The 21,235-nt window shown below is 71.3% G+C and carries 19 protein-coding genes; 3 read left to right on the top strand and 16 right to left on the bottom strand.

Annotated features, from left to right (window positions below; genetic code table 11):
* Positions 1-29: 29 nt before the first annotated feature.
* From mnhG to ACQP09_RS28780, 8 genes are all read right to left on the bottom strand, one after another.
* Positions 30-401 carry a monovalent cation/H(+) antiporter subunit G gene (mnhG, locus tag ACQP09_RS28815; RefSeq protein WP_433404830.1) on the bottom strand — a complete coding sequence of 124 codons (372 nt, stop codon included), beginning with the start codon at positions 399-401 and terminating at the stop codon, positions 30-32.
* A complete protein-coding gene (locus ACQP09_RS28810) occupies positions 398-745 on the bottom strand; it encodes a monovalent cation/H+ antiporter complex subunit F (RefSeq protein WP_433404828.1) in 348 nt (115 codons plus the stop codon). The genes mnhG and ACQP09_RS28810 overlap by 4 nt, the downstream gene beginning before the upstream one ends.
* Positions 742-1,368: a Na+/H+ antiporter subunit E gene (locus tag ACQP09_RS28805; RefSeq protein ID WP_433404825.1), complete on the bottom strand. Its 627-nt coding sequence runs from the start codon at positions 1,366-1,368 to the stop codon at positions 742-744. Before ACQP09_RS28805 ends, ACQP09_RS28810 begins: the two co-directional genes overlap by 4 nt.
* Positions 1,365-3,017, bottom strand: a complete 1,653-nt coding sequence (locus tag ACQP09_RS28800; RefSeq protein WP_433404824.1) for a Na+/H+ antiporter subunit D — start codon at positions 3,015-3,017, stop codon at positions 1,365-1,367. Before ACQP09_RS28800 ends, ACQP09_RS28805 begins: the two co-directional genes overlap by 4 nt.
* Positions 3,014-3,637 (bottom strand): Na(+)/H(+) antiporter subunit C, encoded by a 624-nt coding sequence (locus ACQP09_RS28795; RefSeq protein ID WP_433404822.1) that lies wholly within the window; start codon positions 3,635-3,637, stop codon positions 3,014-3,016. The genes ACQP09_RS28800 and ACQP09_RS28795 overlap by 4 nt, the downstream gene beginning before the upstream one ends.
* Complete coding sequence (locus ACQP09_RS28790; protein ID WP_433404819.1) at positions 3,634-6,537, bottom strand: Na+/H+ antiporter subunit A; 2,904 nt, start codon at positions 6,535-6,537, stop codon at positions 3,634-3,636. Before ACQP09_RS28790 ends, ACQP09_RS28795 begins: the two co-directional genes overlap by 4 nt.
* Positions 6,538-6,825: 288 nt before the next feature.
* Positions 6,826-7,227 (bottom strand): RidA family protein, encoded by a 402-nt coding sequence (locus tag ACQP09_RS28785; RefSeq protein WP_109163124.1) that lies wholly within the window; start codon positions 7,225-7,227, stop codon positions 6,826-6,828.
* Complete coding sequence (locus ACQP09_RS28780) at positions 7,224-8,369, bottom strand: acyl-CoA dehydrogenase family protein (RefSeq protein ID WP_433404816.1); 1,146 nt, start codon at positions 8,367-8,369, stop codon at positions 7,224-7,226. Before ACQP09_RS28780 ends, ACQP09_RS28785 begins: the two co-directional genes overlap by 4 nt.
* A 115-nt stretch (positions 8,370-8,484) precedes the next feature.
* On the opposite strand from ACQP09_RS28780, the gene ACQP09_RS28775 reads away from it, so the two are divergent.
* Together ACQP09_RS28775 and ACQP09_RS28770 are read left to right on the top strand one after the other, a co-directional pair.
* Positions 8,485-10,146, top strand: a complete 1,662-nt coding sequence (locus ACQP09_RS28775) for an AMP-binding protein (protein WP_433404814.1) — start codon at positions 8,485-8,487, stop codon at positions 10,144-10,146.
* Positions 10,147-10,155: 9 nt separating this feature from the next.
* Positions 10,156-10,983, top strand: a complete 828-nt coding sequence (locus tag ACQP09_RS28770; RefSeq protein ID WP_433404812.1) for a PaaX family transcriptional regulator — start codon at positions 10,156-10,158, stop codon at positions 10,981-10,983.
* 102 nt (positions 10,984-11,085) lie between these two features.
* Here ACQP09_RS28770 and ACQP09_RS28765 read toward each other — a convergent pair whose 3' ends face one another.
* From ACQP09_RS28765 to ACQP09_RS28745, 5 genes are all read right to left on the bottom strand, one after another.
* Positions 11,086-11,985 (bottom strand): transporter substrate-binding domain-containing protein, encoded by a 900-nt coding sequence (locus ACQP09_RS28765; RefSeq protein ID WP_433404809.1) that lies wholly within the window; start codon positions 11,983-11,985, stop codon positions 11,086-11,088.
* Positions 11,986-11,994: 9 nt separating this feature from the next.
* The gene (locus ACQP09_RS28760; protein WP_433404806.1) at positions 11,995-12,729 is read right to left on the bottom strand and encodes a hypothetical protein; all 735 of its coding nucleotides are present in this window, start codon (positions 12,727-12,729) and stop codon (positions 11,995-11,997) included.
* Complete coding sequence (locus ACQP09_RS28755) at positions 12,726-13,172, bottom strand: hypothetical protein (protein WP_433404803.1); 447 nt, start codon at positions 13,170-13,172, stop codon at positions 12,726-12,728. Before ACQP09_RS28755 ends, ACQP09_RS28760 begins: the two co-directional genes overlap by 4 nt.
* Before the next feature lie 81 nt (positions 13,173-13,253).
* Entirely contained in the window at positions 13,254-15,563 is a 2,310-nt protein-coding gene (locus ACQP09_RS28750) for a bifunctional salicylyl-CoA 5-hydroxylase/oxidoreductase (RefSeq protein WP_433404800.1), read from the bottom strand.
* Entirely contained in the window at positions 15,548-16,375 is an 828-nt protein-coding gene (locus ACQP09_RS28745; RefSeq protein ID WP_433404798.1) for an enoyl-CoA hydratase family protein, read from the bottom strand. Before ACQP09_RS28745 ends, ACQP09_RS28750 begins: the two co-directional genes overlap by 16 nt.
* A gap of 364 nt (positions 16,376-16,739) precedes the next feature.
* Between ACQP09_RS28745 and ACQP09_RS28740 the strand changes: the two genes are divergently transcribed.
* Entirely contained in the window at positions 16,740-17,189 is a 450-nt protein-coding gene (locus tag ACQP09_RS28740) for an ATP-binding protein (protein ID WP_018514406.1), read from the top strand.
* Here ACQP09_RS28740 and ACQP09_RS28735 read toward each other — a convergent pair.
* The 3 genes from ACQP09_RS28735 to ACQP09_RS28725 all read right to left on the bottom strand — a co-directional run bounded on the left by ACQP09_RS28735 (position 17,140) and on the right by ACQP09_RS28725 (position 21,224).
* On the bottom strand, positions 17,140-18,627 hold the full coding sequence (locus tag ACQP09_RS28735; protein ID WP_433404795.1) for an amino acid permease: 1,488 nt from the start codon (positions 18,625-18,627) through the stop codon (positions 17,140-17,142). The genes ACQP09_RS28740 and ACQP09_RS28735 overlap by 50 nt on opposite strands.
* Positions 18,628-18,807: 180 nt before the next feature.
* Positions 18,808-19,812 (bottom strand): ornithine carbamoyltransferase, encoded by a 1,005-nt coding sequence (argF, locus tag ACQP09_RS28730; protein WP_433404792.1) that lies wholly within the window; start codon positions 19,810-19,812, stop codon positions 18,808-18,810.
* Between the two features lie 179 nt (positions 19,813-19,991).
* Positions 19,992-21,224 (bottom strand): arginine deiminase, encoded by a 1,233-nt coding sequence (locus ACQP09_RS28725; protein ID WP_028418034.1) that lies wholly within the window; start codon positions 21,222-21,224, stop codon positions 19,992-19,994.
* Positions 21,225-21,235 lie beyond the last annotated feature (11 nt).

Genomic DNA, 21,235 nt, shown 5'->3' with positions numbered 1-21,235 from the left:
GATCATGCCGGGCCGGGGGGGCCGCTCGGTCAGGCCGGGCCGGGAGGCTGCTTGCTGTCGGTGAGCTGCTCGTCCAGTTCGTCGAAGAGCAGTTCCTCGTGCTGGACCTGTCCGGTGCGGTACGCGGAGCGGGCGACCAGGTGCGAGGCGACCGGGCCGGTGAGCATCTGGAAGAAGCCGATGAGGGCGAGGGTGGCGAAGTCCATGCCCGTGCGCAGCCGGAGGGCGACCCCTGCCAGGACAAGAATGATACCGAGGGTCTGGGGCTTGGTAGCGGCGTGACTTCGGGAGAGCACGTCGGGCAGCCGGAGCATCCCGATCACCCCGAGCAGGCAGATCGCGGCGCCGAGGAGGACGAGCAGGGCCCCGGCCGTGTCGAGGATCTGGAGCCAGGTGTTCACTTCGGGCCCTCCTTGGTCTCGCCGGCGTCCGGTCCCGGGGCCTCCCGGGTCGGGACCGTGACGGCGGGCCGGTCGCGTACGGCGATGAAGCGGGCGATGCCCACCGAGCCGGTGAAGCCCAGGAAGGCGAGCACCAGCATGATCGGGAAGTAGAACGAGTCCAGGGCGACGGCGGACTTGGCGCCGAGGCCGGCGATGATCAGGGCGGCGATCACGTCCAGTGAGATCGCCCGGTCCAGCATGGAGGGGCCGCGCCAGATCCGGACCAGCAGCAGGCCGGCCACCAGGACCAGGACGACGGCGGCGGTCAGCAGAAGACGGTCGATCTGTTCGAAGACGCTCATGGTGCGGGCCTTCCAGCGGCGAGCTGCGGCGGTGGGGGCGGTTCGGCGACCCGGGCGATCTCGTCTCGGGTGCCGAAGGCCCGTACGGTCAGTTCCTCCAGCCGCCAGACCTGACGGCGGGCGGCTTCGAGTTCCTCGGGCCGGTCCGCGTCCAGGACGTGCAGGAAGACGGTGGCAGTGGCCCGGCGCACCTCGATGACGGAGCCGCCCGGCACGTTGGAGACGGCCACGGCGACGGCGGCGAGCATCAGGTCGCCGCGGCAGCGCAGGGGCACGCCGATGACGGCGGCATGGTGCGGTGTGGAGCTGAAGATCTGCCGGGTGACCCGCACGCCGGAGGTGTACATGTCGTAGAGCAGATATCCGGCGAGGCGGATGATGCCCCACGGGTGGAGCCGGAGCCCCAGGTCGACCGGCGGCAGCGGGAAGGCCAGGCAGACGGCGCTCGCGACGATGACGCCCGTGATGACGTTGGCCAGGTTGAGGGTGGACCAGAGCAGTACCCAGATGAGGGTGAGCCAGGCGATCAGCGACAGGTCCAGCACCCGTCCTCGCCGGCCGACCTTGCAGCTCATCGGCGGCAGGTCGGCGTCGCGGAACGAGAACCGCAGGAAACGGCTCACTTGCCCAGCACCTCCTCGATGTAGGGCGTGCGCTTCAGCAGTTCGACGGCCGAGCGGTCGGTGAAGGCGGTGAGCGGTCCGGCGAACACCGTGAAGGACAGGGCCAGTGCGATGGTCGCGGCGGTCGCCGCCATCATGGGCCGGGGCAGCCGGCTGGTGGTGGTGACGGCCCGCCCGTGCAGGGTCGCCGCGACGGCCTGACCCGCCGGACGGTGTACTGGCTCGATGCCCTCGTCCCCGGTGCCGGGGACTCCGTCGGGTCCCTCGTCGGTGTCGTCGTCGCTGTCGTCCCCGGACTCCAGGACCGTGCCCGCCTCGGCCTGTCCGGGCGGGGCCGCCCGCCAGAACGCCAGGTTCCACACCTTGGCGGTGACGTACAGCGTGAGCAGGCTGGTGACCACCGAGCCCGCGACCAGGATCCAGGCCCAGACGGAGCCGTCGGCGACACCCGCGCGCATCAGTCCGAGCTTGCCGATGAAGCCGGAGAGCGGCGGGATGCCGGCCAGGTTCATCGCGGGGACGAAGAAGAGGAGGGCGAGTATCGGCGCGGCCTTGGCGAGTCCGCCGAGCCGGGTCAGCTCGGTGGTGCCGCCCCGGCGTTCGATCAGCCCGGCGACCAGGAACAGCGTGGTCTGGACGGTGATGTGGTGGACGACGTAGACGATGGCGCCGCCGTACGCCTCACGGGTGGCGAGGCCGATCCCGAAGACCATGAAGCCGATATGGCTGATCAGGGTGAAGGAGAGCAGCCGTTTGAGGTCGGTCTGGGCGACCGCGCCGAGGATGCCGATGAGCATCGAGGCCAGGGCCACGGCCATCAGCAGGTCGCCGATCCGGTTGCCCGGGAAGAGCAGCGTCTCGGTCCGCATCATGCAGTAGACGCCGACCTTGGTGAGCAGTCCGGCGAAGACGGCGGTGACGGGCGCGGGCGCCGTCGGGTAGGAGTCGGGGAGCCAGGCGGCGACCGGGAAGACGGCGGCCTTGATGGCGAAGACGGTGATCAGCATCGCCTGGATCAGCGTCTGCACGCCGAGCGGGAGTCCGGGCAGCCGCTCGGCGAGCTGCGCGAAGTTGACGGTGCCGAGGGCCGCGTACGTCATGGCGATGGCGATGAGGAAGATCATCGACGAGAACAGCGAGATGATCACGTAGGTGGAGCCGGCCCGCATCCGGGGCCCGGTGCCGCCGAGGGTGAGCAGCACGAAGCTGGCCACCAGCATGATCTCGAAGCTGACGAAGAGGTTGACGAGGTCGCCCGCGAGGAAGGTGCAGGAGACGCCGGCGACGAGGATCAGATAGGCCGGGTGGAAGACCGCCAGCGGGGTCTCCTTGTCCCGGTCGGTCATGCCCTGGCCGAGCGAGTAGATCAGCACGCAGAGCGTGACCGCCGAGGAGACGGTGAGCATCAGCCCGGAGAGCCGGTCGGCGACCAGGGTGATGCCGAGCGGCGGGGCGAAGTCGCCGAGGTGGACGGAGAGCGGGCCCTGCCGGTCGGCGGCGATCATCAGGATGATCGAGAGTGCCAGTACGGCGGTGAGTACGGCGACGCTGATGAAACGCTGGAAGCGCTGCATCCGGGTGCCGAAGGTGAGGCTGAGTCCGGTGGCGGCGAGCGGCAGGAGTACCGGCAGCGGGACGAGCGCGTTCATCCGGCGGCTCCTCTTTCGTCTCGGGGGTAGCGTTCGTCGGCCTTGGCGTCGCCGTCGCGTTCGTAGTCCTCGGGGTCGGCGCCGATGACGTCGTGCCAGAGGTCGCCGGAGGCGTCACGGCCGCGGGCCTGGCGGGCCCGGTCGGCGCGCAGCCGGTCGCGGAGCTTGCGGCGCTCCTCGCGGTAGCGGTCGCGCTCGTCCGGCGTCGGCGGTTCGGCGCCCGAGCGGAACTCCTCGCGCAGCTGGGCGCGCTCGGAGAGGACTTCGGAGCGGAGCACGATGCGCCGGTCCTCCAGGTCGTCGTGCACCTCGTCGGTGCCGGTGATCTGGTGGCTGCGGTAGGCCATGGCGAGCAGGAACGCGGTGGTGCCGAGGGTGATGACGATGGCGGTCAGCGCGATGGCCTGCGGCAGCGGGTCGGTGACCCGGCGCAGGTCGACCCCGTAGAGGAGGGGTGCGGCGCCGGCGGTGCCGGTCGAGGCGAGGATCAGCAGGTTGACGCCGTTGCTCATGATGACGGCGCCGAGCAGGATGCGGGTCAGCGGCCGGGTCAGCATGAGGAGGGCGCCCACGGCGCAGAGCACCACGGCCGTGATGAGGAGGGAGGCGCTGACGGTCATCGGGAGTTCCCTTCCGCCGTCGTGCTGTTGGAGGCGGTGAGGGCGCCGGCGGCCCGTTCGATCTGGCGGTCGATCTTGGCGCCGAGGGCCCGGACGATGTCCAGGACGACGCCGAGGACCAGCAGGTACACGCCGAAGTCGAAGAGGATCGGCGTACTCATGTGGAAGTCGCCGAAGACCGGCAGGTGCCCGTGGTAGGTGAAGGCGTGCAGCACGGTGCCGTCGATCAGACCGAGCAGGCCGACGCCGGTGGAGATGAAGAGGCCGAGTCCGGTGAAGAGCCCCGGTTGCAGGGGGGCGGCCTGGGCCAGTTCGAACCGGCCGCCGGCCAGGTAGCGGGTGATGAGGGCGACTCCGGCGACGAGCCCCGCGACGAAGCCGCCGCCGGGCATGTTCTCGGCGCAGAACAGCAGGTAGACCGAGAGGATCAGGATCGGGTGGAAGAGCAGCCGGGCCACCACTTCGAAGACGATCGAGCGGTGCTCGGGGGCGAGCGTGGAGCCGGCGGCGAGCCAGCCGCGCTCGGGCGCCACCTCGTCGCCCTGCGGCAGCCGCGCGGTGTGCTGGGCCGCGATGGACCAGGCGGTACGGCCCTTCAGCTCCTCCGGGAGCATCGGCCCGTCGCTGCGGCGGTGCAGGTAGATGAGGCTGGTGACACCGATGGCGGCGGCGGCCAGCACGGCGGACTCGCCCATGGTGTCCCAAGCGCGCAGGTCGACGAGGATCGTGGCGACGACGTCCTTGTAGCCGTGGTCGTTGACCTCCTCGACCATGGCGGCGCCTGCCGGTTCGACGGTCCGCGCGGCGGCGGCCACCCAGACGGCGACGCCGATGGTGCCGGCCGCGACGAGGGCCACCGGGATGCGGATCGCGCGCCGCCAGGGCGAGACGGTCTCCTCGAAGTGGACCGGCATCCGGCGCAGCACCAGGACGAAGACGATCATCGCCACGGTCTCGACGCAGAACTGGGTGAGCGCCAGGTCCGGCGCGCCCTGGACGACGAAGAGCAGGGCGGTGCCGTAACCGATCAGGCCGCTGAGGACGACCGCCTTCATCCGGCGGCGGACGGTCAGGCAGAGCAGTGCCGCGATGCAGGTGAGTACGGCGACGCCGCCCTGGAGCGCGTTGTCCCAGATCCGTGGGGCCGGAGCGGCCTCCCAGGGCTGGTCGATGACGAGTACGGCGAGCTGTCCGCCGGCCATGACGAGCAGCGTGGTCGCCAGGTAGACCGAGAGCGAACCACGCTGGATGAAGCCGGTGACCTGGAGGGCGAACCGTTCCTGTCCCAGCAGCAGATGGCCGAAGACGCTGTCGGCCGTGGGCCAGGCGATGCGGCGGGAGACCTTGCTGACGGTGTTCCGCGCGAGGAAGAGACCGGTGCCGGCCGCCCAGGCGACGGCGGACAGGAGCAGCGCGATGCCGAACCCGTGCCAGAGCGCCAGGTGGTAGGGGTCCTCGGGGACCGGATAGGTGTCGGCGTAGGCGCTGAACAGCCGGTCGGTCAGGCCGACGCCGGGGCCGAGCACCAGTCCGAGGACGGCGAGCAGGGCGGGCGGCGCGAGGAAGGCCCAGCCGACGCGGTGTACGGGGGTGTCGGCGACGCCGGGCTTGCGGGCGAAGGCGCCCCAGACGAAGCGCAGGGTGTACGCGGTCGTCAGCGCCGAGCCCAGCACGACGACGGCCAGCGCCCAGCGGTCGGCGGCCGAGCCGTGCAGCAGCGCCTCGAACGCGGCCTCCTTGGCGGCGAAGCCGAGCAGGGGCGGCAGCGCGGCCATGGAGGCGGCGGCGAGGACGGCGACAACGGCGACGTACGGCAGGGAGCGGCCGACTCCGGAGAGTCTCCGTAGGTCGCGGGTGCCGGTGGAGTGGTCGACGATGCCGGTCACGAGGAAGAGCGGCGCCTTGAACAGGGCGTGCCCGAGGATCATCGCGACGGCGGCGAGGGCCGCGTCCCGGTTGCCGGTCCCTGCGAGCAGGGTGAGGAAGCCGAGCTGGCTGACGGTCCCGTAGGCGAGGACGAGCTTGAGGTCGTTGAGGCGCAGCGCGCGCCAGCCGCCGAGCAACATGGTCGCGCCGCCGAGCACCAGGATGACGGGCTTCCAGACGGGGACGTCGGCGAAGGCCGGGGAGAGCCGGGCGACCAGGTAGACACCGGCCTTGACCATCGCGGCGGCGTGCAGATAGGCGCTGACCGGGGTGGGCGCGGCCATGGCGTTCGGCAGCCACATGGAGAACGGCCAGATCGCGGACTTCGACAGCGCGCCGGACAGGATCAGCACGAGGGCGACGGAGATGGCGAGCGTCGTCTCGGGCGGGTCGGCGACGATCGCGGAGATCTGGTACGTACCGGCGGCGTGACCGATGATCAGGAAGCCGACCAGCATGGCGAGGCCGCCGAGCGTGGTGACCGTGAGCGCCTGGAGCGCGGAGCGCCTGCTGTGGCGGTGTTCGCTGCTGTGGCCGATCAGCAGGAAGGAGAAGACCGTTGTCAGCTCCCAGAAGACGTAGAGCGTGATCAGGTCGTCGGCGAGGACCAGGGCGAGCATCGCTCCCGCGAAGGCGAGCAGGTTGCCGGCGAACCGGGCCAGCTGCGGGGTGTTGTCGCGGAAGTAGGAGGCGCAGTAGACCAGGACGAGGGCGCCGACCCCGGCAGCCATCAGGACCATCAGCTCGGAGAGCGCGTCCAGGCGAAGGTCGAGCGAGACGTCGTAGTCCGGGATCCACTGCCAGGACCAGGTGACGGCCTCGCCGGAGGCGGCGGTGCTCCACTGGGTGAGCGCCCAGACAGTGGCGGCGGCGGGAGGCAGTGCCAGCACGAGGAAGGCGCGCCTGCCGAGCCGGTGGACCAGGGGGCCCGCGAAGGCGGCCAGCACGAAGTGGCCGATGATGAGCCCGATCACAGCGTGGCGTCCGGGTCGAGCGGCGAGACAACCGAGATAGAGGGCACCAAATACAGATATATCGCCCCACTGGATTCACCGGACCGGCACGCCGCGCGCGACCCGGCACGCTGAGGCCCGCGACGGACCCGGGGAAGCGTCAGCAGGGGGCGGTGTGAACGCAGGTGAAGGTGTTCCATGTGGTGCCGCACCCGGAGAGCCTAACGCGACTCTCTTGACGAATTCTTTACGGGGGGTGCGTTTTGGTTCTCCGTGCGCTTGTGGTGCGCGGAGGGGCTTCCGTCCTGCTCAAGGCAGCACGGCGATCCCGTCGATCTCCACCATCGCCTGCTCGTCCCAGAGCCGGGCCACGCCGATGACCGCCATCGCCGGGTAGTCACGACCGGCCAGCCGGCGCCAGATCCGGCCGAGTTCGGCGGCGTGCGACCGGTAGTCGGCCACATCGGTGGCGTACACGGTGACGCGCGCCAGGTCGGCCGGGGCGCCGCCGGCCGCGTGCAGGGCGGTGAGCAGGTTGGTGAGGGCGGTGGCGAACTGTTCGGGCAGGGTGGCGCCGACGACCTTGCCGTCCGGGTCGAGCGCGGTCTGCCCGGCCAGGAAGACCAGATGGCCGCCGGTCGCGACGACGGCGTGCGAGAAGCCGGTCGGCGGCGAGAGTTCGGCCGGGTTGATCCGGTGGGACGGGCTCATACGGACGGCTCCTGGGGCTCTTGGGCGGCGGCGGTGGCGTACAGCTCCTTGGCGATGATGGCGCGCTGGACCTCGCTGGCGCCCTCGTAGATGCGCGGCGCGCGGACCTCGCGGTAGAGGTGTTCGAGCAGATGGCCGCGGCGCAGAGCACGCGCGCCGTGGAGTTGGACGGCGGTGTCGACGACGTACTGCGCGGTCTCGGTGGCGTACAGCTTGGCCATCGCGGCGCGGCGCGGCACACCGCTCTCCCCAGCGTCGTACGCGGCGGCCGCCGCGTACACCAGGAGGCGGGCGGCCTCGGTGCGGGTGGCCATCTCGGCGACCTGGTGGGAGACGGCCTGGAGTTCGCTGAGCGGGCCGCCGAACGCGGTGCGGCGGGCGGTGTGCGCCACGGTGGCGTCGAGCGCGGCGCGGGCCATCCCGACGGCGAAGGCGCCGACGCTGGGCCGGAAGAGGTTGAGGGTGTCCATCGCGACCCGGAAGCCCCGGTCGGGTTCGCCGAGGACGTCGTCGGCGGTGACCGGTACGCCGTCGAACTCCAGGGTGCCGATGGGGTGCGGGGAGAGCATGTCGAGGGGGTGGCCGGTGAGTCCGGGGCGGTCGGCGGGGACGAGGAAGGCGGTGATGCCGCGTGAGCCGGCGCCGGGGGTGGTGCGGGCGAAGACGGTGGCGAAGTCGGCCTCGGGGGCGTTGGAGATCCAGCACTTCTCGCCGGTGAGCCGCCAGCCGCCGGGGGTGGGTTCGGCGGCCAGGGAGAGGGCTCCGGCGTCGGAGCCCGCGCCCGGCTCGCTCAGCGCGAAGGCGGCGACGGTGCGGCCCGCCCGGACTCCGGGGAGCCAGCGCTCGCGCTGGGCGGGTGTGCCGGAGCGGATGACGGGGGTGGTGCCGAGGCCCTGGAGCGCGAGCGCGGTCTCGGCCTCGGTGCAGCCCCGGGCCAGGGACTCCCGCAGCAGGCACAGGTCCAGCGCGCCGGAGGCGAACATCCGCTCCAGCAGGCCCAGCTCGCCGAGGGCGGCCAGCAGCGGGCGGTTGACACGTCCGGGCTCCCCCTTCTCGGCCAGTGGGCGGAGCCGCCGGCCGGCGAGGGTGCGCAGCTCCTCGCACCAGGCGGTCTGTTCCGGTTCGAGGGAGAATGCCGTCATGGCGGCGCCTCTCTTGTCGCGTCTCTGCTTCGTGTCGCGTCTCCGCTTTATCGCGGACTGTTGACTACCGTCACCCGAACGATACGCTCCGAAGGCGACAAGGGGGCGATCCTTGATGGAGCCGAATTCCTCGCCGAACACGCCCGCAGCCGCCGCCGACGCGTCCGTACGCGTCCCCGGCGCGCACACCGACACGTTCACGCGCGACCATCTGCCACCGCCGGACCAGTGGCCGAAGCTCCTCCTGGACGACCCGGAACTGCGCTACCCCGACCGGCTGAACTGCGGGTACGAGCTGCTGGACCGCACGGTCGAGGAGCGCGGCCCGGACCGTCCCGCGCTGCGCTCCGGCGACGGAACCGTCTGGAGCTACGGCGAGCTGCGCGCCACCGTCGACCGCATCGCGCATGTGCTCACCGAGGACCTGGCCGTCGTGCCGGGCAACCGGGTGCTGCTGCGCGGGCCCACCACGCCGTGGCTGGCCGCCTGCTGGCTCGCCGTCATGAAGGCGGGCGCGGTCGCCGTGACCGTACTGGCGCAGGCACGGTCGGCCGAGCTGGCCACCATCTGCTCACTCGCCCGGGTGAGCCACGCGCTCTGCGACGCGCGGTCGGCCGAGGATCTGGCCGAGGCGGACGTGAAAGGGCTGCGGACCACGCTGTACGGCGGCGACGGACCCGAGGACCTGACCCGGCTGGCCGCCGCGCACGCCGGCTCCGGCCCGTACCGCGCGGTCGACACGGCCGCCGACGAGGTCGCGCTGATCGCGTTCACCTCAGGGACCACCGGGCGGCCCAAGGGCTGCATGCACCTCCACCGGGACCTGCTCGCCATCGCCGACACCTTCTCCCGCCAGGTGCTGCGGCCGCTGGCCGACGACGTGTTCGCGGGCAGCCCGCCGCTCGGCTTCACCTTCGGCCTCGGCGGTCTGCTGGTCTTCCCACTGCGCGCGGGTGCCTCGGCGCTGCTGCTGGAGCAGGCCGGGCCGCACCATCTGCTGCCCGCGCTGGCCCGCCACCGGGTCTCGGTCCTCTTCACCGCGCCGACCGCGTACCGCACGATGCTCGGCCAGCTGGACGGCCACGACCTCTCGGCGCTGCGCCGCTGCGTGTCGGCCGGCGAGAACCTGCCGGCCGCGACCTGGCAGGCCTGGTTCGAGGCGACGGGCCTGCGCATCATCAACGGCATCGGCGCCACCGAGCTGCTGCACATCTTCATCTCCGCCGCCGACGACGCCATCCGCCCCGGTACCGTCGGCGTCCCGGTGCCGGGCTGGCAGGCCAGGGTGGTCGACGAGCACGGCGACGAGCTGCCCGACGGCGAGCCGGGGCTGCTCGCCGTACGCGGCCCGGTCGGCTGCCGCTACCTCGCCGACCCGCGCCAGACGGAGTACGTCCGGCACGGTTGGAACCTGACCGGCGACACGTTCGTCCGCGAACCGGACGGCTACTTCCGTTACGTGGCCCGCGCCGACGACATGATCATCTCCTCCGGCTACAACATCGCCGGCCCCGAGGTGGAGGACGCCCTGCTACGCCATCCGGAGGTCGCGGAGGCGGCGGTGGTGGGCCGGGCGGACGAACTGCGCGGCGAGATCGTGGTGGCGCACGTGGTGCTGACGGAGGGCTCGGAGCAGACGGCCGACGCGCTGCGCGCCCATATGAAAGCCAACCTGGCCCCGCACAAATGCCCGCGCGCCTTCGTCTTCGAGCAGTCGCTGCCGCGCACCGCGACCGGCAAACTCCAGCGGTTCCTCCTCCGCGAGGACTCCCCCTAGAGTGATCACGTGGCCGAGCTGCGCACCCCCCGTTCCCTGATCATCACGCTCTACGGCGCCTACGGCCGTCCGGCGGACGGCTCACCCTTCGCCGTGGCCGAGCTGATCCGCCTGCTGCACGCCGTGGGCGTCGACGCCCCTTCCGTACGCTCCTGCGTCTCACGGCTGAAGCGGCGCGGGCTGCTGGTCGCGGCGCGGGCGGCGGACGGCTCGGCCGGGTACGCGCTGTCGCCCGACGCCCGCCAGCTGCTCGACGACGGCGACGCGCGCATCTACGGCCGGCCCGCGCACCGGCTGGAGGACGGCTGGGTCCTCGCGGTCTTCTCCGTCCCCGAGGCCGAACGCGCCAAGCGCCACCTGCTGCGCTCCCGGCTGGCCCGCCTCGGCTTCGGCACCGCGGCGCCCGGCGTCTGGATCGCCCCGGCCGGCCTCTACGAGGAGACCCGGCACACCTTGGAACGGCTCGAACTCGCCCCGTACGTCGACCTGTTCCGCGGCGACCACCTGGGCTTCGCCGCCACCCGCGCGTCGGTGGCCCGCTGGTGGGACCTGGACGCGGTGGCACGCCTCCACCGGGACTTCCTGGACCTGCACGAACCGGTGCTCCGCGAGTGGGAGGCGGCTCCGATGGCCGAGGAGGGCCCGCGCCCGCAGGAGGCCTACCGCGACTATCTGCTGGCTCTGGACTCCTGGCGCCAACTCCCTTACGCGGACCCGGGTCTGCCACAGGAGCTGCTGCCGGAGGGGTGGCCGGGCGGGCGCTCGGCGGAGGTGTTCGGCAAGCTGCACGAGCGGCTGCGGGACGCGGGAGAGCGGTTCGTGCGGGTCAGGGACTGATGCTGTCCCGGCACGGTGTCAGGGCTGATGCTGTCCCAGCACGGTGTCAGGGCTGATGCTGTCCCAGCACGGTGTCAGGGCTGATGCTGTCCCGGCGCGGTATCAGGGACTGATGCTGTCCCGGCACGACCGGGCCTCGATCTCGGCGGCGCTCGGCTTGTAGCTGCTGATCCAGCCCGGGTCCTCCTCCATGAGGGTCGGGAGGGACGTCTCGACGTCCCTGATCCAACTGCTGGTTCCCACATGCTTCTTGAGCCAGGACGCGAGCCTGCGGCAGTCCCCGGTGTGTCCCTTCGGCAGCCCGATGCCGTAGTGCTGCGGGGCTCCTATCGTCACGTCCGGCACCACGCGCAGGCCCTCCTTGCCGTACTGCCGCGCGAATCCGTAGAGGATGGCCTGGTCGGTGGAGACGGCCTTCACCTGGCCGTCGATGAGCTGCTCGATGCAGTCCGACGCATCGGTCAGGGTGACCGGATCGGCGCCGACGGTCTCCTTGATGCCTTCCAGGGATTCGACCGAGGTGGTGCCCTGCCAGGTGCAGATCTGGCTGCCGCGCAGATCGGCCAGCCGCTTCACACCGGCGCTCTCCGGGCCGACGAGGAAGCCCTGCCGGGTCTTGAGATAGGGGCCGACGAAGTCGATCTCGTCCATCCGTTCGGCGGTGATGGAGAAGGACGCGATCGTCATGTCGGCCTTGCGCTCGATGAGTTGGGTGACCCGGTCGCCCGAGGAGACGTCGACGGGCTCGCTGAAGTCGACGTCGATCTCCTCCTGGATGTGCTGGAGCATGATGAAGTCCAGTCCGGAACGGTCGTAGTTCGCGGAGTACGACAGGCCGGGCAGGTCGTTGTGCATCGCGACCGTGATGCGCTTCACGCCGAGGAACTCCCGCTCCTGCTCCTCCGGGGAGGAGCAGGCGGCGAGGCCCGCCAGCAGGACCAGCGCGGCGACGATGCCGAGCAGCCGGGCGGGCAGGGGCCCGGTATCCGAGGTGGGAGCCACAGTGTCCTCTCAGTCGTGAAGTACGGCGGCCGCGACGGACAGGTTCATCCGGCATCCTTCTTCGGTCAGCAGAGTGATCTCCACATCGATCGCCCCTTGCAGCCCGCCCAGCGGGAACGCGACCGTCTGGCCGCTGCGCACATCGTCGACACGCGTACCGGTGTTCCCCAGCAGCTGGGCGGAGTAGCGGGTCTCCGGTGCGCAGAACTGTGCGGCCTTGGCGGCGTCCCGGATGGTGAGCGTCAGCCGCAGCCGGGCGCGGTCGGCCGGGCTGTCGACCACGAGCCGCAGCTGGGAGCCGTTGGTGACGGTTTCGCCGCTCATCCGGCTCCGGCCGGTGACGTCGATCTCGCCGTGGTCGGCGAGGTGGTCCATGCCGACCGCGCCGACGCAGGAGCAGATCACGGCCGCCGCCGACATCAGGACGCGCCAGGGTGCGCGGGTGCCGCGCGCCGGCAGGACCAGCCGGATCAGCGCCAGAGCGACCGCGGCGCCGAGCGCGAGGTGGACCCAGAGGAACTGCCGTGCCGGTCCGTCCGGGGCCGCGATCAGGGCGTAGGCGCCGAGCGACACGACCAGCAGGAACGGCGGCCAGTTCCAGACGCTCCAGCCTTTGGCCCGGTCCGTGAAGTCGGCGGAGTCCCCGAAGAACACGCTCAGGAACAGCTTGCCGACGAAGCCGATCGCCGGCGAGTTGGGTCCATGGGTGATGGTGTTGCCCGGCGCCGGCGGCTCGCCGGTCAACCTGCTTCGCCGCCCGGGTCGCGGTGGAAGGTGAAGTTCGCCGTTTCGATCCTGCCGATCGCCGGGGAGCTGGGCCCGTAGGACGTCACATGGGTCACGTCGCCGGCCCGGTGTGCGCGGTCGGCGTCCTCGATGGAGCGGGACAGGGACCGGGCATCCAGTTCTCCGCCGGCGGCCAGCCATGTTCCGATGGCGTTCTCGAGGATGTGCCGCTGCTGATCCGACAGTTGCTCGATGGCGCTGACCGCGTCGACGTCCTCCTCGGCGCGGTCCAGGTCGTCGTCATGCCGGCGGAGCGCCGCGCCCAGCAGCCTCCGTCCGCCTTCCACCGCGCTGTCCGCCAGGCGGTCCCGCGCGGAGTCGACGACGGCTCCTGCCATGGATGCCGCCGCGGCGCTCACGAACGGTGCGATGACAGCGGCGGCTGCCAGTAATTCAGACATGCGTTCTCCCCCGAGTAGGAGACCAATTTTACTCGGATTCCCGTGCGACAGAAGTGACTTGGCAGTACCGGCCGGACTTCGTCACTCCCCTGTGAGCCGCGGCTTCGGCCCGTCCGTGCGGCCCGTGGGCGGAGGCCGGCTGCCGGCGCCGTACGGGAGGGGCCAGGGGGCGGCCGGTCCGGTGTAGCCCTGTTCGGCCGCCGCGTGGAGGGTCCAGTTCGGGTCGTAGAGGTGCGGGCGGGCCAGGGCGCAGAGGTCGGCACGGCCTGCCAGGAGCAGGGAGTTGACGTCGTCCCAGGAGGAGATGGCGCCGACCGCGATGACCGGGACGTCCACGGTGTTGCGGATCCGGTCCGCGTACGGGGTCTGGTACGAGCGGCCGAACTCGGGGCGCTCCTCGGGCACCACCTGGCCGGTGGAGACGTCGATGGCGTCGGCCCCGTGGGCGGCGAAGGCGCGGGCGATCTCGACGGCGTCCTCCGCCTCGGTGCCGCCGTCGGCCCAGTCGGTGGCGGAGATCCGGACGGTCATCGGGCGGTCGGCGGGCCAGGCTTCGCGGACGGCGTCGAAGACGTCGAGCGGGAAGCGGAGCCGGTTCGCCGGCGTTCCGCCGTAGGCGTCGGTGCGGTGGTTGGTGAGCGGCGAGAGGAAGCCGGAGAGCAAGTAGCCGTGGGCGCAGTGGAGTTCCAGGAGGTCGAAGCCCGCGGTGGCCGCGCGGCGGGCCGCCTGGACGAACTGCTCCCGTACGGTGGCGAGTCCGGCCGCGTCCAGCTCCTGCGGGACCTGGTTGACGCCCGGCCGGTACGGGAGCGGGGAGGCTGCGACCAGGGGCCAGTTGCCGGTCTCCAAGGGCTGGTCGATGCCTTCCCACATCAGCTTCGTGGAGCCCTTGCGACCGGAGTGGCCGAGCTGGACGCCGATGGCGGCGCCGGGGGCCGAGGTGTGGACGAAGTCGGTGATCCGCCGCCAGCCCACGGCCTGTTCGTCGTTCCACAGGCCCGTACAGCCGGGAGTGATGCGGCCTTCGGGGCTGACGCAGACCATCTCGGTCATGGTGAGTCCGGCGCCGCCGAGCGCGCGGGCGCCGAGGTGGACGAGGTGGAAGTCGCCGGGGAGCCCGTCGGTGGCCGCGTACATGTCCATCGGCGAGACGACGACCCGGTTGCGCAGTTCCAGGCCGCGCAGCCGGAGCGGGGTGAACATCGGCGGGGTGGCGGGCGGGCAGCCGAACTCCTCCTCCACGGCGGCGGTGAACGAGGCGTCGCGCAGCCGCAGGTTGTCGTGGGTGACGCGGCGGCTGCGGGTGAGGAGGTTGAACGCGAAGCGGCGCGGCGGCTGGTCGACGTAGGCGGCCAGCTCCTCGAACCAGCGCAGGCTGGCCGCCGCCGCCCGCTGGGTGGAGGCGACGACCGGGCGGCGCTCGGCCTCGTACGCCGTCAACGCGGAGGCCAGGTCCGGCTGTTCCGCGATGGAGGCGGCGAGCGCGAGGGCGTCCTCGACGGCGAGCTTGGTGCCGGAGCCGATGGAGAAGTGCGCGGTGTGGGCGGCGTCGCCGATGAGGACCGTGTTCCCGTGCGACCAGCGGGAGTTGGTGACCGTACGGAAGGTGAGCCAGCTGGACCGGTTGGCGCGCAGGGGCCTGCCGTCCAGGGCCTCGGTGAAGAACTTGGCGCAGCGGGCGGTGGATTCGGCTCCGTCGCAGGTGTCGAGTCCGGCGGCGCGCCACACCTCCTCGCGCATCTCGACGATCACGGTGGAGGCGTCGGCGGCGTACGGGTAGCCGTGCAACTGCATCACGCCGTACGGGGTTTCGGCGATCTCGAAGCGGAAGGCGTCGAGCGCGAAGTCGGCGGCGAGCCAGATGTAGCGGTTGCGGTGCTCGGTGAGGGAGGGGCGATAGGCGTCCGCGTGCGCCTGGCGGGTGGCGCTGTGGATTCCGTCGGCGGCGATGACCAGGTCGTGGCCGGCGGCCAGCTCGGCGGCGGGTGGGGCCTGGGTGCGGAAGCGGAGGTCGACGCCGAGGGCGGTGCAGCGCTCGTGGAGGATCTCCAGGAGCCGGCGGCGTCCGAGGGCGGCGAAGCCGTGGCCGCCGGAGGTGTGGACGCGGCCGCGGTGGACGATGTCGATGGTGTCCCAGCGGACGAACGCGCGGCTCAGTGCGCGGTAGACCTCCGGGTCGGCGTGTTCGATGCCACCGAGGGTCTCGTCGGAGAGGACGACGCCGAAGCCGAAGGTGTCGTCGGGCGCGTTGCGCTCGTACACGGTGATCGTGCGGGAGGGGTCGAGCCGCTTGAGGAGAACTGCGGCGTAGAGGCCGCCGGGGCCGCCGCCGATGACCGCGATGCGCCGTACGGACGAGCCGCCGGGCGCCACGGCTACCGGCCCCGCCACTTCGGCGGCCGCTTCTCGGTGAAGGCGGCGTGGAACTCCGCGTAGTCCTCGCCGTGCATCAGCAGCGCCTGGGTGTTGGCGTCCAGCTCGACGGAGGCGGCGAGCGGCATGTCCAGTTCGGCGGTGAGCAGCGCCTTGGTCTGGGCGAGGGCGAGCGCCGGGCCGTCCGCGAGGCGGCGGGCCAGCTCGGCGGCGCGGGCGTCGGCCTGCCCTTCGTCGGCCAGCTCGCTGATCAGGCCGATCCGCTCGGCCTCAGGCGCCCGGACGGTGTCGCCGAGCATGAGCAGCCGGGTGGCGTGGCCGAGGCCGACGACGCGGGGCAGCAGATAGGCCGCGCCCATGTCGCCGCCGGAGAGGCCGACCCGGGTGAAGAGGAAGGCGAAGCGGGCGGAGGGGTCGGCGACCCGGAAGTCGGCGGCGAGCGCGAGGACGGCTCCGGCTCCGGCGGCGACCCCGTGGACGGCGGCGACGACGGGGAAGGGGCACTCGCGCAGGGCCCGTACGACCTGGCCGGTCATCCGGTTGAACTCCAGGATCGCGGCGGTGTCCATGGCGAGGGTGGCGCCGATGATCTCGTCCACGTCGCCGCCGGAGCAGAAGCCGCGCCCCTCACCGGCGAGCACGAGGCAGCGCGCGGAGCGTTCCCGGGTCAGCTCGGCGAGGAGGTCGCGCAGATCGGCGTACGCGCCGAAGGTGAGGGCGTTGAGTTTCTCGGGCCGGTCCAGTGTGACGGTCACCACACCGTCGTCCCGGGTGATCCGGAGGTGGCGCCACTCCTCCACGCGCGGGGCGGAGCTGGGAAACGAGCTCATGAAGGGGTTCCCTTCAGCATTCGGGCGGGTTGCCGACCGGGCGCGGGTCGCGTTCCACCACCGAAGTTATCACCTGTACGTGACTGTCGTCACGAGGTCGCGATACGCCGACCGTGAGACTGTTGTGGCGAAAGTCCTGTTTGCACCGGTCGACCGCCTCTATGGCCAGGGCCGTGCGGTTCGTAAGGTTGACCCCAGGAAGTCTCGATACGCGATGCCGATGAGTCGAGTGAGTCGAGATGCCCCGACGCCGAGTCGGGAAAGCCCGATCACGGGTCGAGAGACCCCGCTGACGAGTCGAGAGACCCCGATGAGTCGAGAAGTCCCGCTACAAGGAAGTCCCGCTCCCGAACGGACCCCCGCCGTGCCGCCCGATGTCCCTGTTCCCGCCTCCTGGCGGATCGCCCTGCCGCACTCCACGGCGGCCGTGCCGATCGCCCGCGCTCTCGTCCGTACCGCCCTGTCGGACATCCACGCCCCGGCGGACAGTGACACCGCCGAGCTGCTCACGGCCGAGCTGGTGGCCAACGCGGTCGAGCACACGGTGAGCAGCGAGCCGATCGAGCTGGTCGTGGAGTTGCTGCCGACCGGCTGCCAGGTCGAGGTGCACGACCACGACCCGGCTCCGCCCGGCGACCTGTCCCGGCCGCAGCCCGGCTTCGAGGTCGACCCCTGGCAGGAGCACGGCCGCGGCCTGCTGCTGATCCGGACCCTCAGCTCCGCCTGCGGTCACCGCACGACGGAGCACGGCAAGGCCGTCTGGTTCACGCTTCCGGCGATACCGTCCCAGCCGGGTCCTTCGCCGGAGAGCTGACCAGCCGGGAGCGCTTACGCCCGTAGCAGGTGTAGAGCAGCGAACCGGCGGCGAGGAAGACCGCGAACTGGAGCCAGGTCGTCCAGCCGGTCCCGTACATCAGGTAGAGGCAGAACACGACGCCGAGCACCGGGCTCACCGGGTACAGCGGCACCCGGAAGGTGCGCTCCAGGTCCGGGTTGCGGCGGCGGAGCACCACGACGGCCACATTGACCGCGACCATGGTGGCGAGCGTGCCGATGGTCGTCAGGTTGACGACGACGTCCAGCGAGACGAAGGCGGCCGGTACGGCGAAGACGCAGGCCACGATCCAGGTGTTGGCGACCGGCGTGTGGGTCCTGGGCGATACGCGTTCGAAGACGCGCGGGATCAGCCCGTCGCGGGACATCGACATCAGGATGCGGGTCTGGCCGTACATCACGGCGAGCACCACGGAGGCGATCGCGACGACCGCGCCGAAGGCGATGACGCCGCCGCCGACCGCGGAGTCGGTGACCTGGTTGACGACCAGCGAGAGGGCCGCGGGCTTGTCGGAAACGGCGTCCGCGCCGAGCGCGCCGATGGCCGAGAGCGCCACCGCGCAGTAGAGCAGCGTGACGACGCCGATGCAGATCAGGATGGCGACGGGGATGTTGCGGCGGGGGTTCTTGACCTCTTCGCCGGCGGTGGTGATCGCGTCGAAGCCGATGTACGAGAAGAACGCCAGCGAGGCGCCGGCCGTGATCCCGCCGAGCCCGTGACCGGCGAACGGCACGAGGTTGTCGTCCTGGAACGCGGTGAACGCGATCGCGCAGAACGCCAGCAGGATGCCGATCTTCAGGACCGCCATGGCGGCGGTCGCGCCCGCGCTCTCCCGGACGCCGCGCACCAGCAGGGTGGCGGCCATGGCGATCACGACGACCGCCGGAAGGTTGATCACACCGCCGTCGCCGGGTCCGGCCGAGACGGCGGCGGGCAGCTCCCAGCCGATCAGGCTGTTCAGCAGCTCGTTGACGTACTGGCTCCAGCCCACCGCGACCGCGGAGACCGAGACGCCGTACTCCAGCATCAGGCACCAGCCGACGAGGAACGCCGTGCGCTCGCCGAGGGCGGCGTACGCGAAGGAGTACGAGCTCCCGGAGACCGGGATCGCGCTGCCCAGCTCCGCGAAGGAGAAGGCGGTGAAGATGCAGGTGATCGCGGCCAGGACGAACGAGACGACGACGGCGGGTCCGGCCTCGGCGACGGTGTCGGAGAGGCCGACGAAGATGCCGGTGCCGACGATGGCCCCGACGCCGAAGCAGACGAGCTGGAAGAGGCCCATCGTCCGCTTGAGGCCGTGGCCCTCCAGGTCGCCGCCGGATTCGGCGATGAGCTGTTCGGGGCTCTTGCGGCGCAGGCCCGACAGGTGGGGGCCGGCGGGCTTCGGGGTGCCGGATCGCGGCAGACCGGTGCTCATGCGGGACGTTCTCTTCTCTGGCGGTGCAGTGGGGGGACGGTCCCGTGCGCGTGGGCGGCACACAGGTAAGGGGTTCGAGCGTGCGAGCTCGAACCCCACCAGAGGCGACATCGTAGCCACCACCGCGCATGTTCACCCAATCGGGCGAGGAACCATGCAAACCGCTGACCCCCGAGGCGGCTACGCGCCCGCCAGCGTCGCCACCAGGACCGCCTTGATCGTGTGCATCCGGTTCTCGGCCTGGTCGAAGACGAGTGAGTGGGCCGACTCGAAGACCTCGTCGGTCACCTCCAGCTCGGTGAGGCCGTGGGCGGCGTGGACGTCCCGGCCGACCTGGGTGCCGAGGTCGTGGAAGGCGGGCAGGCAGTGCAGGAACTTCACGTCCGGGTTGCCGGCGGCCCGCAGGACGTCCATCGTCACGGCGTACGGAGCGAGGGCGGCGATCCGCTCGTCCCAGACCTCCTTGGGCTCGCCCATCGAGACCCACACGTCCGTGGCGACGAAGTCGGCGCCGCGGACGCCCTCGGTGACATCGGCGGTGAGCGTGATCTTCGCACCGCTGATCACGGCGAGCTTCTCGGCCTGGTCCACGACGGACGGGGCCGGCCAGTACATCTCGGGCGCGACGATCCGGATGTCCAGGCCGAGCAGGGCGCCGGTGATCAGGTAGGAGTTGCCCATGTTGAAGCGGGCGTCACCGAGGTAGGCGAGGGCCAGCTCGGTGACGGGCTTGTCGCTGTGCTCGGTCATGGTCAGCGCGTCGGCGAGCATCTGGGTGGGGTGCCAGTCGTCGGTGAGACCGTTGAAGACGGGGACACCGCCGTACGCGGCCAGCTCCTCGACCACCTGCTGGCTGTCGCCCCGGTACTCGATCCCGTCGAACATCCGGCCGAGCACCCGCGCGGTGTCCTTCACCGACTCCTTGTGGCCCATCTGCGAGCCCGAGGGGTCCAGATAGGTGGTGAAGGCGCCCTGGTCGGCTGCGGCGACCTCGAACGCGCAGCGCGTACGGGTCGAGGTCTTCTCGAAGATCAGCGCGATGTTCTTGCCGCGCAGCCGCTGGACCTCGGCCCCGGTCTTCTTGGCCGCCTTCAGCTCACCGGCCAGCGCGACCAGGCCGAGGATCTCCTCGGAGGTGAAGTCCAGCTCCTTGAGGAAGGGGCGGCCGATGAGGTCGATGGCCATGATGACTGCTCCAGGGTGGGACGGGGATCTTGCCGGGGCCGGCAGGCAGCCCTGGAAGTCTATACGAGTACACGCATTCCTATACAGCCCCCTGGTCCAGAAATCGCCGGTCCGGAAATCGCCGGTCCCGTGAGGTGAAAAAGAGTGGTACTCCCCAGGATGAGGTGAGAACGCCGGTTCTACACAGGATCCCGCACCACCGGACAGCTCATGCAGCGCGGCCCGCCCCTCCCCCGGCCCAGCTCGCTGCCCCGGATCTCGATGACCTCGATGCCCTGCTTGCGCAGATAGGTGTTGGTGGTCGCGTTCCGCTCGTACGCGACCACGACGCCCGGCTCGACCGCCAGCACGTTGCAGCCGTCGTCCCACTGCTCGCGCTCCGCCGCGTGCACGTCCTGCGTGGCGGTGAGCACCCGGATCGAGTCGAGGCCGAGTGCGGCGGCGATGGCCCGGTGCATGTGCTCGGGCGGATGGTCGGTCACCTTCAGCTCGCGCGGGCCGCTGCCCGGCTCGATCGTGTACGAGCGGAGCATGCCGAGCCCGGCGTACTGCGTGAACGTGTCGCCGTCGACCATCGTCATCACCGTGTCCAGGTGCATGAACGCGCGGGCCTTCGGCATGTCCAGCGCCACGATCGTCCGCGCGGAACCGGCGTCGAAAAGGCCGCGGGCCAGCATCTCCACCGCCTGCGGGGTGGTGCGCTCGCTCATCCCGATCAGGACCGCGCCCTGCCCGATCACCAGGACGTCACCGCCCTCGATCGTGGACGGATAGTCGTCCTGCCCCTCCGACCAGTGGTGGAAGACGCCCGCCTCAGGACCGGTGAAGAGCGGGTGGTGGCGGTAGATCGCCTCGAAGTGGACGGTCTCGCGCTGCCGGGCGGGCCAGCGCATGGCGTTGATGGAGACGCCGTCGTAGATCCAGGCGGAGGTGTCCCGGGTGAAGAGGTGGTTGGGCAGCGGGCCGAGCAGGAAGTCGTCCAGGTCCATCACGTGGAAGCGGACGGAGGTCGGCTCGCTGTGCCGCTCCAGGAACTCGCGCTTGGTCATCCCGCCGACCAGCGCCTCCGCCAGCTCGGCCGACGGCAGCTCCTCGAAGGCGGCGCGCAGGTGCTCGGTGGCGAGCGGCCCGTACTCCTTCTCGTCGAAGACCCGGTCGAGCACCAGCCGCCGCGCGACCGGGATGTCCAGCGACTCCTGGAGGAGGTCGCCGAAGAGGTGCACCTCCACACCCCGGTCGCGCAGGACGTCGGCGAACCCGTCGTGCTCCTGCCGGGCCCGGCGGACCCAGAGCACGTCGTCGAAGAGGAGCGCGTCCTTGTTGCGGGGGGTCAGGCGCTTCAGTTCCAGATCGGGGCGGTGCAGTATGACGCGGCGCAGCCGCCCGGCTTCGGAGTCGACGTGGAATCCCATGTCTTCATCCT

It is taken from the genome of Streptomyces sp. CA-146814 (assembly GCF_050942385.1).
Taxonomy (GTDB): Bacteria; Actinomycetota; Actinomycetes; order Streptomycetales; family Streptomycetaceae; genus Streptomyces.
Note: the sequence above shows the minus strand (reverse complement) of the source record. Positions and strands in the feature narration are given on the sequence as shown.

Coding starts and splice junctions, on each gene's coding strand:
- argF (WP_433404792.1), bottom strand. CDS start 19,812: ATGGCCATCGACCTCATCGGCCGCCCCTTCCTCAAGGAGCTGGACTTC.
- ACQP09_RS28755 (WP_433404803.1), bottom strand. CDS start 13,172: ATGTCTGAATTACTGGCAGCCGCCGCTGTCATCGCACCGTTCGTGAGC.
- ACQP09_RS28745 (WP_433404798.1), bottom strand. CDS start 16,375: ATGAGCTCGTTTCCCAGCTCCGCCCCGCGCGTGGAGGAGTGGCGCCAC.
- ACQP09_RS28785 (WP_109163124.1), bottom strand. CDS start 7,227: ATGAGCCCGTCCCACCGGATCAACCCGGCCGAACTCTCGCCGCCGACC.
- ACQP09_RS28775 (WP_433404814.1), top strand. CDS start 8,485: ATGGAGCCGAATTCCTCGCCGAACACGCCCGCAGCCGCCGCCGACGCG.
- ACQP09_RS28795 (WP_433404822.1), bottom strand. CDS start 3,637: ATGACCGTCAGCGCCTCCCTCCTCATCACGGCCGTGGTGCTCTGCGCC.
- ACQP09_RS28735 (WP_433404795.1), bottom strand. CDS start 18,627: ATGAGCACCGGTCTGCCGCGATCCGGCACCCCGAAGCCCGCCGGCCCC.
- ACQP09_RS28810 (WP_433404828.1), bottom strand. CDS start 745: ATGAGCGTCTTCGAACAGATCGACCGTCTTCTGCTGACCGCCGCCGTC.
- ACQP09_RS28780 (WP_433404816.1), bottom strand. CDS start 8,369: ATGACGGCATTCTCCCTCGAACCGGAACAGACCGCCTGGTGCGAGGAG.
- ACQP09_RS28725 (WP_028418034.1), bottom strand. CDS start 21,224: ATGGGATTCCACGTCGACTCCGAAGCCGGGCGGCTGCGCCGCGTCATA.
- ACQP09_RS28800 (WP_433404824.1), bottom strand. CDS start 3,017: ATGAACGCGCTCGTCCCGCTGCCGGTACTCCTGCCGCTCGCCGCCACC.